Annotated in this window: 11 protein-coding genes; 3 read left to right on the top strand and 8 right to left on the bottom strand. The window is 73.1% G+C overall.

The features are described from left to right. Positions 1-4: 4 nt before the first annotated feature. Both OO48_RS14915 and OO48_RS14910 read left to right on the top strand, forming a co-directional pair. Positions 5-1,252, top strand: coding sequence for an SPFH domain-containing protein (locus OO48_RS14915; RefSeq protein WP_033216192.1), 1,248 nt, complete (start codon positions 5-7; stop codon positions 1,250-1,252). Between the two features lie 486 nt (positions 1,253-1,738). Next, on the top strand, positions 1,739-2,152 hold the full coding sequence (locus OO48_RS14910; RefSeq protein ID WP_157845457.1) for a CBS domain-containing protein: 414 nt from the start codon (positions 1,739-1,741) through the stop codon (positions 2,150-2,152). A 540-nt stretch (positions 2,153-2,692) separates the two neighbouring features. Here OO48_RS14910 and OO48_RS14905 read toward each other — a convergent pair. Next, positions 2,693-3,505: an SDR family oxidoreductase gene (locus tag OO48_RS14905; RefSeq protein WP_051732145.1), complete on the bottom strand. Its 813-nt coding sequence runs from the start codon at positions 3,503-3,505 to the stop codon at positions 2,693-2,695. A gap of 353 nt (positions 3,506-3,858) precedes the next feature. Here OO48_RS14905 and OO48_RS14900 point away from each other — a divergent pair, with 353 nt between their 5' ends. Next, the gene (locus tag OO48_RS14900) at positions 3,859-5,046 is read left to right on the top strand and encodes an ROK family transcriptional regulator (protein WP_167346445.1); all 1,188 of its coding nucleotides are present in this window, start codon (positions 3,859-3,861) and stop codon (positions 5,044-5,046) included. Between the two features lie 99 nt (positions 5,047-5,145). Here the strand turns inward: OO48_RS14900 and OO48_RS14895 are convergent, their stop codons facing one another. The 7 genes from OO48_RS14895 to OO48_RS14865 form a co-directional block, all read right to left on the bottom strand. Next, on the bottom strand, positions 5,146-7,362 hold the full coding sequence (locus OO48_RS14895; RefSeq protein WP_106970326.1) for an RICIN domain-containing protein: 2,217 nt from the start codon (positions 7,360-7,362) through the stop codon (positions 5,146-5,148). 360 nt (positions 7,363-7,722) lie between these two features. Then, complete coding sequence (locus OO48_RS14890) at positions 7,723-9,690, bottom strand: DUF5107 domain-containing protein (RefSeq protein WP_033216191.1); 1,968 nt, start codon at positions 9,688-9,690, stop codon at positions 7,723-7,725. Positions 9,691-9,725: 35 nt separating this feature from the next. Next, a complete protein-coding gene (locus tag OO48_RS14885; RefSeq protein WP_051732144.1) occupies positions 9,726-10,568 on the bottom strand; it encodes a carbohydrate ABC transporter permease in 843 nt (280 codons plus the stop codon). Continuing rightward, entirely contained in the window at positions 10,565-11,530 is a 966-nt protein-coding gene (locus OO48_RS14880; protein WP_033216190.1) for a carbohydrate ABC transporter permease, read from the bottom strand. The genes OO48_RS14885 and OO48_RS14880 overlap by 4 nt, the downstream gene beginning before the upstream one ends. Positions 11,531-11,532: 2 nt before the next feature. Beyond that, the gene (locus OO48_RS14875) at positions 11,533-12,834 is read right to left on the bottom strand and encodes an ABC transporter substrate-binding protein (protein WP_033216189.1); all 1,302 of its coding nucleotides are present in this window, start codon (positions 12,832-12,834) and stop codon (positions 11,533-11,535) included. 304 nt (positions 12,835-13,138) lie between these two features. Beyond that, positions 13,139-14,203, bottom strand: coding sequence for an ROK family protein (locus tag OO48_RS14870; RefSeq protein ID WP_081952137.1), 1,065 nt, complete (start codon positions 14,201-14,203; stop codon positions 13,139-13,141). 239 nt (positions 14,204-14,442) lie between these two features. Continuing rightward, complete coding sequence (locus OO48_RS14865; RefSeq protein ID WP_033216188.1) at positions 14,443-14,715, bottom strand: hypothetical protein; 273 nt, start codon at positions 14,713-14,715, stop codon at positions 14,443-14,445. Between the last annotated feature and the right edge of the window lie 282 nt (positions 14,716-14,997).

The raw sequence follows: 14,997 nt of genomic DNA, 5'->3' as shown, positions 1-14,997 counted from the left end.
CCCCATGTTCTTCTGGCACGTGCCGGCGCCCAACGAGGCCATGCTCATCTCCGGCTCCAGGCGGCAGTCGCAGGACACCCAGTTCCGGATCGTCACCGGCCACGGGAGCTTCGTCGTCCCCGTCAAGCAGAAGGCCCGCATGCTGTCCCTGGCCCTGCAGGAGGCGGAGATCGCCGAGGACTGCGTCACCCAGCAGGGCATCCGGCTCACCGTCCGCGCGGTGTGCGTCTTCAAGGTCGGCGACGACGCCGTGTCGATCGCCAACGCCGCCCGGCGCTTCCTGTCCGAGCAGAACCAGATGCAGGAACTGGTCGGCCGGATCTTCGCGGGCCACCTGCGTTCCATCATCGGCGGGCTGACCGTGGAACAGATCATCCGGGAGCGCAGCCGCGTGGCCCAGGAGGTCATGGCAGGCAGCCACGGCGAGATGGAGAAGCTCGGCATCGTGGTGGACGCCCTGCAGATCCAGGAGATCGAGGACGCCACCGGCTACATCGACAACCTCGCCGCGCCGCACGCGGCGGCAGTGGCCAGTCAGGCCCGGATCGCCCAGGCCAAGGCCGACCAGGAGGCCAGCGAACGGGAGCAGCAGGCCGCCGCGCTCAAGGCCGAGTACGAGCGGGACACCGCGATCAAGCGAGCCGGCTTCCTCGCGGAGACCGACCGGTCCAGGGCACGCGCCGCACAGGCCGGGCCGCTCGCCGAGGCACGGGCCACCCAGGAGGTCACCGAGGAACAGACCGCACTCGCACAACGCAATGCGGCGCTCACGGCGCAGCGGCTGGAGGCGGAGGTGCGGCGCCCGGCCGACGCCGAAGCCTACCGGAAGCGGACGCTCGCCGAGGCGGACCGTGACCGGGCGAAGTTCGAGGCCGACGCCGGTGCCTACACCGAACGGACCCTGGCCCAGGCCCAGGCGGACGCCAACGCCGCCCGCGCGGCGTCACTGCGGGACGGCAACCAGGAGCTGATCGCGGCCAACCGGATCGTGGAGAACCTCCCGGCGCTGGCCGACGCGGCGGCCCGGGGCATGGCGGGCGCCGACCTGACCGTCCTGAACGGCACCGACGGCGTGAACCAGATCGCGGCCGGCATCGTCAGCCAGGGACTGGCCGTCCTGCGGTCCCTCCAGCACTCCGCGGCGCCCGCAGCAGCCTCAACGGCTTCGACGACAGGCACGGCGGCCGGGGCGTCGGCCGCCGATCCGAACCTCAACGGCCGCCCCACGTCCCGCCTCCCCGAACGGAGCTGACCCGGACGCTCCGCCGCACGAGACATCCGAGGGGCTCGAGGAGTCAGGTGGTCCGTCGCACGAGGGGGGACCGCGTCCGGGGACGTCACCACCCACGGCAGGCGCGCGTCGGATCGTCCATCGGGCCCGTCCGGCCTGACTGGGCGCCGCCCGGCCGTCCCGCCCCAGCGGCGTGGCGGCGTGCTCGTCCGGAAGCGGCGCGCCGGCACCGGTTCCCGGTGTCGGCGGGCGACGTCGGAGAGGACTGGCTGTTCAACCGGATCCGGCATCACTCGTCGCGTGTCCGTGGTGTGACGGGCCAAACGCGCACGCGCCCCTGGAGGTCGCCGGGGCAGGTCGGCGGGAGCTGCCGTGGGAGGGAGCACGGGCGTAGGCTCGAAGGACATCCAGGGCACCTCGCACCCCGGTTCCTTTCCGGCTTCGTCCTGGGTGAACGATTCCGCCACCGGCCTCGGGGCGGTGTCGGAGACGGGACCGGTGAACACCGTGACCACACACTCGCAGCCGACCCGCGCGTGCCTCACCGTCGCCGACGCCATGGACCACTGTGACCGGCAGATCGCCGACGACAGCACCATCGACCAGGCCAACGACGCCCTCCGCGGCGCCCGCGCCGAATACCTGCCCGTCCGCGACCGCGACGGCCGGTGCGAAGGGCTGGTCACCCGGGCCGCCCTCCACTTCCCGGCCCCGTGCTCCTACACCGAACAGACCGCGATCAGCACCACCGCGCACCAGCAGGGCCCGTTCGCCTGGCCGACCCTCGGCCTGGCCCTGGCCGCCCGCGTCATGAACATCAGGCGCCTGGCCCTCTGGCCCGTCACCGACGACGACGGCTACCTCCTCGGCGTCCTCACCGCGCGCCGCGCTGCGGTTGTTCTCGCAGCCACGCCAGACTGAGCCCGGCCGGAGCGGACCGCGGAACGGAGCCGGCCGCTCACAAGCACGTCACCGCCGCGACCGGTCCGGCCGACTACTCCGCCGACCCCCGGAGCCCACGGCGGCACGGCACCAACGAGAACACCAACCACCTCGCGCGCCAGCACCCGCCCAAGCGCACGGGAACGGGAACGGGTCGCCTCGCCCAGGCCGACCTGGACGCCGTCGCCTTGCGGGCGGACACCCGGCCCCCGGCAGACCCTCGACTTCGGCACCCCGGCCGATGGGCTGGAGGCCCTGTTGCGCCGACCGGTCGAGTTCACCGCTGCCCGGCGCGGGATCTCCTTCTCGCCATGCCACCCTCGCTCGGCTTGCGCAGCCGCGCGAGTTCGGCCCGCTCGTCCGCGTTCAGCGACGGCCCGGCGTCGGCGACGGCACCACGACGGAACTCGTCCGAGTGCTTCGACGGGCGTCCCGCCTGGACCTCCCTTCCTGGATCTACCGGATCCAAGTGTCAAGGGTGTCCACGCCGCGGGGCGGAGCCCACCGGGACGCGGGGTCTCAGATCCGGCGCCAGGAGTCGTCGGCCAGGTGGGACCCGGCCTGCGGACCCATCCGGAGCATGCCTCCGTCGACGGCCCACGACGCCCCGGTCACGTACGACGACTCCGGGCCGACCAGGAACGCCACGACCGCGGCGACCTCGCGGGCGTCGCCGGGCCGGCCCAGCGGTATGCCGGGGCGCTCCTCGTCGTGGACGTCGGTGTCGGTCTGCCCGGTCATGGGCGTGGCGATCTCCCCCGGGGCGACGGAGTTCACGGTGATGCCGTGCTCGGCGAGTTCGAGCGCCATGACCTGGGTCAGCAGCCCGAGGCCGCCCTTCGCGGCGCAGTACGGGGCCGCGCCGACCCGCGGCTGGTGCTCGTGGACGCTGGTGATGTTGACGATCCGACCGCCGCGGCCCTGGCGGATCATGCGCCGGGCCGCGCGCTGCCCGCAGAGGAAGGGTCCGGCGAGATCGACGTCCAGGACCTGCCGCAGGGTGTCGAGGCCGATGTCCAGGTAGGGGGTCGCGGTGCCGGTGCCGGCGCAGTTGACCAGGACGTCGATGCCGCCGAGTTCGTCGGCGAGGGCGTCCACCACGGCCGCGGCGGCGGGCAGGTCGCTCAGGTCGGCCTGCCGGACGGCCGCCCGGCGGCCCTGGGCGCGGACCTCGTCGGCGGTGCGGTCGGCGCCGTCCCGGTCGCGGTGCCAGGTGACGCCGATGTCGAAGCCGTCGCGGGCGAGGCGGACGGCGGTGGCGCGCCCGATGCCCGAGTCCGACCCGGTGACCACCGCGACGCGCGGGGTGTCGATGTGCTCCTGGAGGGTCATACCGGCGGCTCCTCGACTGGAAGGCGGGGCCCGGGCGGGTTCTCCCGGCTCGGCTCCCGCCCTGCCCGTGGCGGCCGCCGCCCCCCACGCTCCTGACCGGCGGCGGGGAGCCCAAACACCCCCGCTCCCCCAGGTGCGCCGCGTCCGGGCCGGGCGGCGAGCAGTGGGGCGGTCGAGCCGGTCGGGCCGGAGGGAAATTTATTTCAGACAGAGAATGAACTAAGATGAGTCACTCGTGCTCACGGCTCCGGGAGCACCTGGGAGAGGGAGATCGAGTGCGCTCAGGACATCGGGCCTTGCCGAGTGCCGGCGGTGCCGCACCCGGATATCCTGCCGCGGCCGACAAGGCGTCGTTGCGCCGGAACAACCTCGGGGTCCTGCTGCGCCACCTCAGTGCCCACGGGGAGCAGTCGCGCACCCAGCTGGCCGCCGCGATCGGCCTGCCCAAGGCCACGGTCTCGGTGCTGATCGCCGACCTCATCGAGCGGGGGCTCGTCCAGGAGGGCGAGCTCAACCACGCCGGGGCCGTGGGGCGCCCGCACCGCATGGTCGACCTGGACGACCACCGGTTCTGCGGCGTCGGGGCGGAGATCGGCGTCGACCACATCACTGTCGTCGCGATGAACCTGCGCGGCCGGATCGTCCACGAGGGCCGCCGGGCACTGGACGTGCCGGCCCTCACGCCGCAGGCGACGCTGCACGAGGCCGGCACCCTGGTCGCGGACTGCCTGGCGGCGGTCGGCGAGCGGGGCACGGAGGCCATCGGCATCACCGTGGTGACGCAGGGATCGATCGAGCCGCTCGCCGGGACGGTCGCGGCCGCCACGAACTTCGGCTGGCGCGACGTCGAGGTGGCGGGTGCGCTGCAGCGGCAGCTCGGTCCCGGCAGCCCGCCCGTCACCGTCGAGAACGACGCGGAGTGCGGCGCCGTGGCGGAGTACGTGGCGGCCAGGAGCGAGGGGGAGCGCGAGCTCCTGTACATCACGGGCGGGATCGGCGTGGGAGCCGCGAGCATCTCCGGGGGGAAACTGCTGCGCGGCTCGGAGATCGGGCACATGAGGTTCGACCGCTTCGACCGCCCGTGTGCCTGCGGCCGCACGGGCTGCTGGGAGTTGGCGGTCGGGCTGCAGGCGTTCCTGGACCTGGCCGCCGACCGGACCGACGACGTCCACGACCGGTCCGCCGACCTGGAGCGGCGGCTGGGCAAACTGGTCGACCGGGCCGCGGCCGCTGACGCCAGGACGCGGGCCGCCCTCGCCGCGATCGCCGGTGACCTGGCGCTCGGGCTGAGCGTGCTGGTCGACGTCCTGAACCCGACCCGCATCGTCCTCGGCGGCTACTTCGCCCTGTTCGGCGAGTACCTGATCGAGGACGTCCGGCAGCACCTGGAGAGCCGCCGGATCTCTCCGACCGCTCCGAGGGTCGAGGTGGTGGCCTCGACCCTCGGGCTGTCCAGTGCCGCCCGTGGTGGGGCGCACCTCAGTCTGGAGAAGGTCTTCGACGATCCGGCGATCGCCGCGCTGCGGGAGGCCGGGGGGTGATCCCGGCCGGTCCGGCGCGTCGGCGGCGGACGCCGGACGGGCCGCCCGGACGGGTGTCCGGGCGGCCCGTCCACGCGGTCGTGCGCGGGGCGGTGCCCGTCAGCCGACGTTCCAGACCTGCAGGGCGGAGCCGTCGGCGGGCTGCTGGGTGACCGGCGCGCCGTCGGAGGTGGAGGCGGTGGTCAGCAGCAGGCCGCTCGACTTGGAGGCGAGGGTGTAGCCCCCCGTGACGGGGGTGGCCACCCAGCGCTGGTTGGTGCCGCCGGTGCAGGCCCACTGGATGATCTTCGCGCCGGCCTGGGTCGACCCGCTGTCGACGTCCAGGCACAGACCCGAGGAGCCGTTCTCGAGCTGGTAGGACCCGTCGGTCTGCCGGGTGAAGGTCCAGTTCTGGTTGGCGGCTCCGTTCGTCCTCCAGGTGATCATCTGGGTGCCCTGGGTCGTCGAGCGGTCCGGGTCGTCGAGGGCCTTGCCCGAGGTGACCACGGTGTGGGTGCCGTTGAGGTCGGCGGTGCCGGTCGGGGTGAGGGTGAGGACCTGCTCGGCCTCGCCTCGGGTGCCGCCGACGGAGCTTCCGGTGGAGTTGGTCCAGCTGCGGGTGGGGGTGGTCTCCGCGAGTCGGCCGGGGTCGGAGGACAGGCCGATCACCAGGCCGCTGTAGCGGTTGACGAGCCGGAAGGTCCCGTTGGGGACGTTGCCGGCGGAGGTGCCCGGAACGACGAACCACTGCTGTCCGACGGTGGGGCCGCCGGTCCCGGCCGCGGTGACGGTGGGCTTGGTGCCCCAGGCGCGGGTGCTCGTGGTGCCGGAGTCGACCCCGAGCAGCCCGCCGGTGGAGCCGTTGGCGATCCGGTAGGAGCCGTCGCCGTTGGCCTGGAAGTTCCACGACTCCAGGGAGGAGCCGGTGGCGGAGGCGACCGAGGTGGTCGCGGAGCTGCCGGGGGCCTGGGCGAGGACGCGGCCGTCGCCGGTGCCGATCCGGTGGGCCTTGCTCAGGTCGAGGGGGGCGGCGGCCGGGGTGGGCGAGCCGATGGTGACGTCGACGTACTGGCCGGAGGAGCCGTTCGAGCAGCCGAAGGAGCAGTAGGAGCGGAAGCTCTTGCCGACGATGGTGGAGCTGGTCTTGTTGGCGCTGTCGAGGAACCAGCGGTACCAGGAGGCGGTGTGGACGCTGCCGGTGTCGCCGATCAGGGTCCACTTCTGGGTGGCGAGGTTGTCGGTGGCGTAGAACTGCTGCGGCGCGTTGCCGCTCTGGTCGACCGCCTGCGGCTGGCCGATGTACAGGCCGAGGTAGGCGTTCCAGGTGATGTCCATGACGAACAGCGGCGAGGTGGCGGGCATCGTGCCGGCCGCGATCTGCTGGCCGGCGGTACCGGTGTTGGCCGGGTCGTACTCGTCGGCGGTGGGCGTGTAGCCCGTGCTGCTGCCGGAGCCGACCGGGACGATGTTGCTCTCCCGGCCGCCGACGCCCGGCTGGGACCAGGCGCCGTCGTACCACTTCTGCCAGGAGCCGGGCGCCATCTTCTGCGAGATCGGGGCGCGGGCCACGTGCTCGTAGAACGCCTTCCAGCTGCCGCCCTTGTCCACGATCCGCGAGCCGTAGTAGACGTAGAAGTAGCCCGAGGCGGTGTCCACGAACAGCCGCTGGTCGCCGTCGCCGTAGGAGTAGGTCTGCTGGGGGAAGGCGGCGGTGTCGCCCCGGGCGGTGCTGTACGGGGAGGTGAGGACGTGGCTCTTCACCGCCCAGGTCCGGCCCTGGTCCTTCGAGACGGCGTAGTCGATGGCGTCGAAGTGCAGGCCGTCGCCGAAGGGCTGCGGGCTGAACTCGTTGTGGACCAGCCCGTACCAGTCACCGGTGTCGGGGTCGACCCAGGTGCCGGCGAGGTCGCAGTAGTTGCGTTGGGCGTAGGAGGACCCGCTCGGCGCGTAGGTCGCCTCCAGGCCGGTGGGGCTGTTGTTGCAGCGCCAGGTGGTGTCGTTGTTCCTGTCGTTGGGGTTGGCGGGGTTCACCGCGTTGCTGAGGGTGCTGGAGAAGGCGGCGGTGTCGAAGTTCGCGCCGGTGTAGAAGTCCCAGCGCCGGACGTCGGTGGCGCCGTAGAGGGCGGCCGACTGCTGGAAGTAGAACGTCCCGTCCTTGTCGATGTACGGGGACGCCTGGGTGTCCGTCGGGTGGGTGTACGGCACGGGCTTGCCGACGGCGACGGTGTACGGGCCGGGGGCCACGGCGGCCGAGGCCGGTGCGGCCGCGCCGCCGGTCACGGCCACCACTGCCGCGGCGAGGGCGGCGGCCAGCGGTCTGCGGGGAGAAGGGGACACGGGGGCTCCTTGGGTGATGCTCCGTCGGGGGTGGGGGTGGAAGGCATCCGCGGGCGGCGTGCTCCGGCGGCCCTCGGACCGTCCGGCCGGGCGGGACCGCCGGGCGGGTTCCCGCCGTGTCCGGCCGGATCCCCGCCGAGCTCCGGTGGGTGCCCGGCCGGCCGGCGAAGTCCGCGGCGGGCCGGACAGCGGGGCGGACCGCCGTCAACGCGGTGGCGGACCCCGCGCCGGAACCCGCGGGAACCCGGCGGCTCTGTCCTCTCGTCACCTGTGCTCCTTCGGGGCGGGCCCGCCCGGGTGCGGGGCGGTCGGCGGTCGCGGTCGGCGGTCGGACGGGCGGCGGGCAGCGGGCAGCGGGCGTCAGCCGGCTGCGCCGGCGGAGAGCATCCGGAAGTCGTAGGCGCCGGGCAGCTCGGCGTCCGGGCTGTGGTTCCCGAGGGCGCGCCGGTGGGCGAACCACAGTTCGTGGAGGCTCCCTTCGCCCTCGCGGATGTCGGCGACCTCGATGCCTTCGTCCAGCAACCGGCCGCAGCGCTCCGCGTCGCCGGCGTCCAGGGCGGCACGGGCCTCGGCCAGGCGGACCCGGCCCAGTGCGCGCTGGGCCGCGGGCAGGGCTTCGAGGTGCGCCAGGGCCTCCTTCGGAACACCGGCGGCGAGCAGGACGTCGGCGCCCTCCAGGACCAGCGGCAGCAGCGCGGGCGCCAGCCGGAGGGCTTCCCGGTAGGCCCGGACGGCTTCCTGCGGCCGGCCGGTCCTGCGCGCGAGGGCGCCGAGGCTGCGCCACGCCCACGCCGTGGGGTGCAGCGCGACGGAGCGCCGCCAGGCCCGCGCCGCTCCTTCGTGGTCGCCGGTGTGGGCGCGCAGCGTGCCCAGGTGGAGCGCGGCGAGCCAGCCGTCGGCGGCCTGCAGCAGGGGTTCCCAGACGGGGTCGGTCTGGTAGGAGGGCGGTGCGGGGGTGCCGTCCGCCGAGGTGATGCGGCCGTGGTCCAGCAGCTCGAACCAGGGCGCCTGCTCGGCTCCCGTCGTGGTGTCGGGGAACGGCGTGCCGGCCGCCGGGAGGGGCGGTTCGCCGCTCACCGCGCGGCGGTGCTGCTCCAGGGCGCCCCAGCCTGATCCCCGGCTCAGCGTTTCGATCGGTTCCGTGTCCAACCAGGCTTCGGCGTCGGCGAGTTCGCGGTCCAGGACGCTCTGCGGCACCAGGTCGTAGAGCCCGGCCAGGGCCGCTCCCCTGGCCGCGGCCCAGTCGTCGCCGTGCACGGCTCCGGGCTCCGCCTCCAGCAGTCCGTACGCCTCGACCCAGGACCAGCGGGCCCCGGCCGGCATCGGCAGGTGCTCCAACTGGGTGCGGGCCAGGCCCGCCTGGATCTCCAGGTACGCCCGGCCGGGCCCCGAGAGCCACTGCTGCCAGTGCCGGCCGCCCGCGCCCCGCCCCCACAGGAAGAGCTTGCGGCCGCGGAGCCGCTCGGTGGACGCCTGGACCAGGCCCCGGCCGGTCCCGTCGAGGGCGGTCACCCAGTGCCGGTCGCCGTCCGGGACGTCGAAGAAGTAGTCGGCGGCGTCCGGGGAGAGGGTGGTGCGAGTGAGGTCGGTGCCGTCGGGCGCGGGCAGGCCGACGCGGCGCACGCGCCGGTCGTAGGAGAACTGCCAGGCGGCGTCGGCGGGTGCCAGGACGCGGACGTCCGGCGCCTCCGGGACGGCGATGTTCGACCACCAGTACATCGGCACGGTGGTGTCGCGCGGGTTGGTGATCCGCACGTGGACCAGCAGGACCGGGGAGTCGTCGGGCAGGTAGGCGTCGATCTGGAAGATCACGCCGCGGATCCGCTCGTACTCCCACATCCGCAGCACCGGCGTGCCGTCCGGGCGTACCGCGCGTGCCGCGTGCAGCGGCTCGCAGGTGGTGGGCGCGTGGCCGATGGTGCCGATGTTCCACTCGACGCCGCCGGCCAGCCAGGCGTTGCGCAGGGCGAGGTTGGCGGGCTGGAACACCGGGTTGCGGAACAGCAGTTCACGCCCCGTCGGCTTGTGGACCAGCGACCAGAGCCGGCCGCCCGACCCGAGCAGGAAGGTGGCCCGCAGGGTGTCGTTCTCCAGCACCGCGACGGGGTGTTCGGCGGGAGTCAGGTCGCGGGCGTAACCGTCCTGCACGAGGTAGGGCATCACGGAGGGAACCCGGCCGTAGCCGATGTTCCGGCGCATCTCCTCGTCGGCCTCGGTCGCGTCCGCGACCTCGTGCAGGTCGGCGCCGGCGAACAGCGGGGGCAGGGGGTTGACGGGGCCGACCGGTGCGGTCGGCAGCGTCAGGGTGGTCAGCCGCAGCTCACTCATCTGGTGGTCTTGCCTCTCGGGGTCCGTGCGGGGGGCTACTTGACGCTGCCGGAGGCGAGTCCGGCCTTCCAGTAGCGCTGTAGCAGGAGGAACATCACGACGATCGGGATCACGGACAGCAGCGCGCCGGTGATGATCAGGTTGTAGGGGACGGTCTGGCCGCGCTGCTCCTTCCAGGCGACCAGGCCGACCGTGACGGGCTGCAGGCGGTCGTTGGCGAGCATCAGCGACGGCAGCAGGTAGTTGGTCCAGATCGTCACGAACTGGAACAGGAAGATCGTCACCAGCGAGGGTTGCAGCACCCTGAGCGCGATCGACCGGAAGATCCTGAACTCGCCGGCGCCGTCGATCCGGCCGGCTTCGAGCAGCTCGTCGGGCACCGCCGCTTCGGCGTAGATCCTGGAGAGGTAGACGCCGAACGGGCTGACGACGCTCGGGATGAACACCGCCCAGAAGGTGTTGACGAGGTGGGTGGCCGAGAACATCAGGTACAGCGGCAGGGCGAACAGCGGGGCGGGGAGCAGGATCGCCCCCAGCACGGTGCTGAACACCGCTTCGCGTCCCCGGAAGCGGTACTTCGCCAGCACGTAGCCGGCCATCGCGGACAGCAGCGTCGCCACGACGGCTCCGCCGACGGCGTAGAAGAGGCTGTTGAGCAGCCAGCGCCCGAAGATGCCGTCCTGGAACCCGAGCAGGTCGGAGATGTTCTCGATCAGCTGGAAGTGGCCGGAGAACCAGAAGCCGCTGCTGGAGACGAGGTCGCTGCTGTCCTTGGTCGCGGAGACGACCAGCCACCACACCGGGAGCAGGGAGTAGACCGCGGCCAGCACCAGGACGGCGAGCACCCCGGTGCGGCCGGCGGGACGGGAGGTACTCATTGTGCCGCTCCGCGCTTGTTGACGAACCGCATGAATCCGAACGAGAGGATGAAGATGACCAGCGCGAGCAGCACCGAACGCGTGGCCGCCGCGTGGTAGTTGTTCGCCGCCACCTCGTTCTGGGCCGCCATGATCGGGGTCCAGTCGCTGCTCAGGTTGGGCGCGACGGCGCGCATCAGGACGGGCTCGTTGTAGAGCTGGGCCATGCCGATGATGGAGAACACCGTGGTCATCACCAGGGCGGGGCGCACCATCGGGATCTTGATGTGCCAGGCGAGCCGCCAGCCGGTGCAGCCGTCGAGCTCGGCCGCCTCGGCGAACTCGCCGGGGACGGCCTTGAGCGCCGAGTGGATGACGATCATGTTGTAGCCGGTCCAGCCCCAGGTCAGCATGTTGCCGACCGACCAGGGGAGCATGCCGTCCGAGGTGAAGTCGACGTGCAGGCCCACGTGGGCGAGCGCCTGGGTGAGGGGGCTGATGCTCGGCTCGTAGAGGAAGGACCACATCAGGCCGCCGATCACGCCCGGGATGGCGTACGGCAGGAAGAAGCCGAGCCGGAAGAGGCGCTTGGCGGGGGTCCGGCGGGCGTCCAGCAGCAGGGCCAGCACCAGGGCGAGGCCGAGCATGATCGGCACCTGGACGACGCCGATCAGGACCACCCGCACGATCGACGAGGTGAAGGCGTGGTCGGCGAGCGCCGCCGTGTAGTTGGAGAGCCCGGTGAACGTCTCCGTCGGCGGGGCGAGGCCGAGCCCGGAACGCTGCAGCTTGAACAGGCTCTCGTAGACGGCGTAGCAGATCGGGGCCAGGTAGGTGACCGCGAACAGCAGGCCGAAGGGCAGCAGGAACCCGAGGGGCGTCCATCGGCGCCCCTCGAAACGGCGCCCCGCGCCCGGGAGTCGGGGGGCGCGTGCCGCGCGCCCGGAAGAGCGCGCGGCGGAGGAGTTCACTGATCGGGGCATGGTCAGCCGATCCCCATGCCCTGGGTCTTCATCTCCGCGACGGTCTGGGCCTGGGTGTCGGCCAGGGCCGACCCGAGGGTGGTGGTGCCGGCGCCCGCCTTGCCGAGGCCGTCGGCGAGGGCGCCGGAGGTCTTGGTCATGACCGGGCCCCACTGGAAGTTCGGGTCGACCTGGGCGGCGCTCGTCCTGAAGACGTCGAAGATCTTCTGGCCGCCGTAGAAGGCGTCGGGCTCGGCGAGCGCCGGGTTGTCGAGACCGGACAGGGCCGCGGGGTAGATGCCGGTGGCCTTGATCAGGTTGGTGACGCTGGCCGGGTCGGTGCCGAACCAGTGGGCGAACTCGACGGCTTCCTTGGTGTGCTTGCAGCCCTTGAGCACCGCGTTGGGGGTGCCGCCGGCGTTGCCGGAGGCGGGCTTGGCCGCGTCCCAGACCGGCATCGGGGCGACCGCCCACTTGCCCGCGGTCTCCTTGACGTTGTCGGCCAGGATCGGGGTGTCCCAGGCCGCGTTGACGTCGGAGAGGATCGTGCCGTCGCCCATGCCCTTGTAGAGCGCGGTGTCGAAGCTGGGGACGACCTTGACCAGCTTCCGGTCGATCAGGTCCTGCCAGAAGGCGGCGACCTTCTTGGTGGCCGGGTCGTCGACGGCGACCGTCCACTTGTCGCCCGAGGTGCCGAACCACTTGGCTCCGGCCTGGGCGGCGAGGCCGGCGAAGTTGTAGGCGTCGTTGCCGAAGTAGCCGATGTAGGCGTTCGGGTCGGCCGCGTGGATGGTCTCCGCGTCCTTCGCGTACTCGTCCCAGGTCTTCGGCGCCTCGGTGATCCCGTACTTGGCGAAGAGGTCCTTGCGGTAGATCAGGCCCATGGGGGCGATGTCGACGGGCAGGCCGTAGACATGGCCGGCCACCCCGGACTGGGCGAAGGCCGCGGGGGTGTACTCCTTGGCGTGGGGAGCGGCGGCGTCGGTGGCGTCCTGGAGGGCCCCGGCGGCGGCGAAGGTGGGGAGGGTCTCGAAGCCGACCGACCCGACGCAGGGGGCGTTGCCGGCCTTCACGGCGCTGAGCAGCTTGGTGTAGCCGCCCTTGGCACCGGGCGAGATCTTGCTGTAGGCGACCTGGATGTCGGGGTGGGTGGAGTTGAAGAGCTCGACGGACTTCTCGTAGCCGGGGGCCCAGCCCCAGAACTCGATCTTGACGGGCCCGGAGGCGGTGCCGGTCGAGGACCCGTCCGACCCGCAGGCGGTGACCCACGCGAGCGAGGTGAGGGTCATGACGAGGGTGGCGGCTCTGAAGGCGCGTGACTTCATGGGGGAGGTCCTCTCTCCTGCTGGCCGCGCGGCTCTGACCGGGCGCGGCGGGGGCCCGCCGAATACCGCGGGGCCCATTAATTGAGTCAGTGTGTAAATTAATCAAGGGGCTGTCAAGATCGCCTTGGGCACGTCACACAATCGAGACCTTGGCCGGGGGCGCGCCCGCCGGACGGCGTCCGCCCTGCTCACCCCGCCCGACCCGGGCGCACCCGGCGCCGCGCGGCCCCGCCGACCGTCCCGGCCGCCCCGGGGAAGGCGACGGGGGCGGGCGGAGGGAGGAGGGCCGGTGGTCGGGGCGGATTCAGGCGCGCGCCGCCTCCCGGGCGTGCACCGCCTCCCACGCGTGCAGCCCCGCACCGAGGCTGCCCGCTTCGTCGCCCAGTTCGGCGGTGACGAGGCGGGGGGTCCGGTGGAAGGAGAGGCGCCGCTCCAGGCCGCGCTTCAGGGGAGCCAGGAGCAGGCCGTCCGATTCGGCGAGGCCCCCGCCGAGCACCACGACCTCGGGGGCGAGCGTGGTGACGACGGCGGCCAGCGCGGTGGCGAGGCCGTCGACCGCCCGCTGCCAGACGGCTCCCGCGATCCGGTCCCCGGCGGTGAGCAGGGCGGCGACTTCCGCGGCTCCCGACACGGGCGTTCCGGAGCGCGCGGTGTACGCGGCCGCTATCGCCGCGGCGGAGGCGACCGCCTCCAGGCAGCCGGTCGCTCCGCACGCGCAGGGCTCGCCGCGCGGGTCGACGACGAGGTGTCCGATCTCGCCCGCGTAGCCCGAGGCCGACAGGAGGCGGCCGTCCGCGATGATCGCGGCGGAGATCCCGGTGCCGATGGCGACGAACAGGGCGTCCCTGGCCCCGCGGGCGGCACCGAGGCGGGCTTCCGCCAAGCCGCCGGCCCGCACGTCGTGGCCGAGCGCGACCGGAAGTCCGGTGCGCTGTTCGAGGACCGCGGCCAGGGGCAGGTCCCGCCAGCCGATGTTGGCCGAGTAGGTGGCGCGCGCGTGGTCGGTGTCCACGATGCCGGGCACCACCACGCCGGCCCCGTGGACGGCGCGGTCGCGATCTGCGGCCTCCCTCTCCAGTGACCGCAGCGCGCGGACGACGGCGTCCACGACCGCGTCCGGACCGTCCGCCCGGGGCGTCGGACGGCGTTCGGCCACCACGGTCCGCAGCTCGCGGTCCAGGAGGGCGCCTTTCATCCCGGTGCCGCCGACGTCCAGGGCGATCACGCAGGCCGTGCCGCGCGGGGAGAGGGGAGCGTCGGTGCGGCGGCCTCGGCCGCCCGGGCCCCGGGGCGCGGCCGCGGGAGTGCTCGCGGGTGCCGGCCGGCCGCCGGTCGTCCGCCGACGGGGGTAGTGCGTCGCATCGGGCATTCGGTGCTCCTTCGGAGGCATGGGCTCGGCGGGTCGGGGCGCCGGGCCGCTGACGGATCCGGCCGTGAGGCCGGAGGCGGCCCGGCGCTCGATGAGGGCGAAGAACACGGCGGCCGGAACGACGGCCACGGCCGGTCCGGCGAACAGGCGGTTCCGCCGGACGGTGCAGTCGCCGACGAACCGTCGACGCCGACGGCGAGCGTCCGGCCGGACGGGGACGGTGGACAGGGCCAGGCCCGTCACGCGCCCGCTGCAGGCCGCGCGATCGGGGCCCGGCGGGCGGGGCGGCGGCCGGGGAACTGCTGGTCGAACAGCTGGACCGGTGCCGGTGAGGCGGTCATCGTGGCGCCGACGACCACGACGGTCCGGATCGCGGTGACGGTCGGGACGTGGCCGAGGGCGGACGCGGCGAACAGCTTGTGGCACTCGTCCGGCCCGGCCGCTCCGGAGCAGGGGCCCCGGGCTTCACGTCCGGGCTGCGGGAGGAGGGTCGACGCGACCTGAGCAGCCAACGTCCGCTCGACAGAGGTGAGCGAATGTGAGTGGAGCTAGCATTTTTCAATCACTTTCCGACAACTCGATCCAGTCTCTGCGCATCGGCAGCCCGCGTCCACCCCCTTGCCGAACCGTGACCGACGCGAGGCTGCGGAGCGCCCTCTACTGTCGCACCGATCCGGTGCGGCAAGGGGCGAGAACGGCCCGGGCGCACCTCCCCCCTCCGCAGGCGCCCTCCCCCTCCTCGAATCCGCCGGGTTCACCCCCTTGACCCGCCCCGGACAACCTGCCACGGTTTG

Origin of the sequence: Kitasatospora phosalacinea (genome assembly GCF_000716545.1) — a bacterium.
GTDB lineage: Bacteria > Actinomycetota > Actinomycetes > Streptomycetales > Streptomycetaceae > Kitasatospora > Kitasatospora phosalacinea.
This window is presented reverse-complemented; position numbering and strand designations above follow the sequence as displayed.

Coding starts and splice junctions, on each gene's coding strand:
- OO48_RS14905 (WP_051732145.1), bottom strand. CDS start 3,505: ATGACCCTCCAGGAGCACATCGACACCCCGCGCGTCGCGGTGGTCACC.
- OO48_RS14885 (WP_051732144.1), bottom strand. CDS start 10,568: ATGAGTACCTCCCGTCCCGCCGGCCGCACCGGGGTGCTCGCCGTCCTG.
- OO48_RS14890 (WP_033216191.1), bottom strand. CDS start 9,690: ATGAGTGAGCTGCGGCTGACCACCCTGACGCTGCCGACCGCACCGGTC.
- OO48_RS14880 (WP_033216190.1), bottom strand. CDS start 11,530: ATGCCCCGATCAGTGAACTCCTCCGCCGCGCGCTCTTCCGGGCGCGCG.
- OO48_RS14870 (WP_081952137.1), bottom strand. CDS start 14,203: ATGCCCGATGCGACGCACTACCCCCGTCGGCGGACGACCGGCGGCCGG.
- OO48_RS14875 (WP_033216189.1), bottom strand. CDS start 12,834: ATGAAGTCACGCGCCTTCAGAGCCGCCACCCTCGTCATGACCCTCACC.
- OO48_RS14915 (WP_033216192.1), top strand. CDS start 5: ATGTTCTTCTGGCACGTGCCGGCGCCCAACGAGGCCATGCTCATCTCC.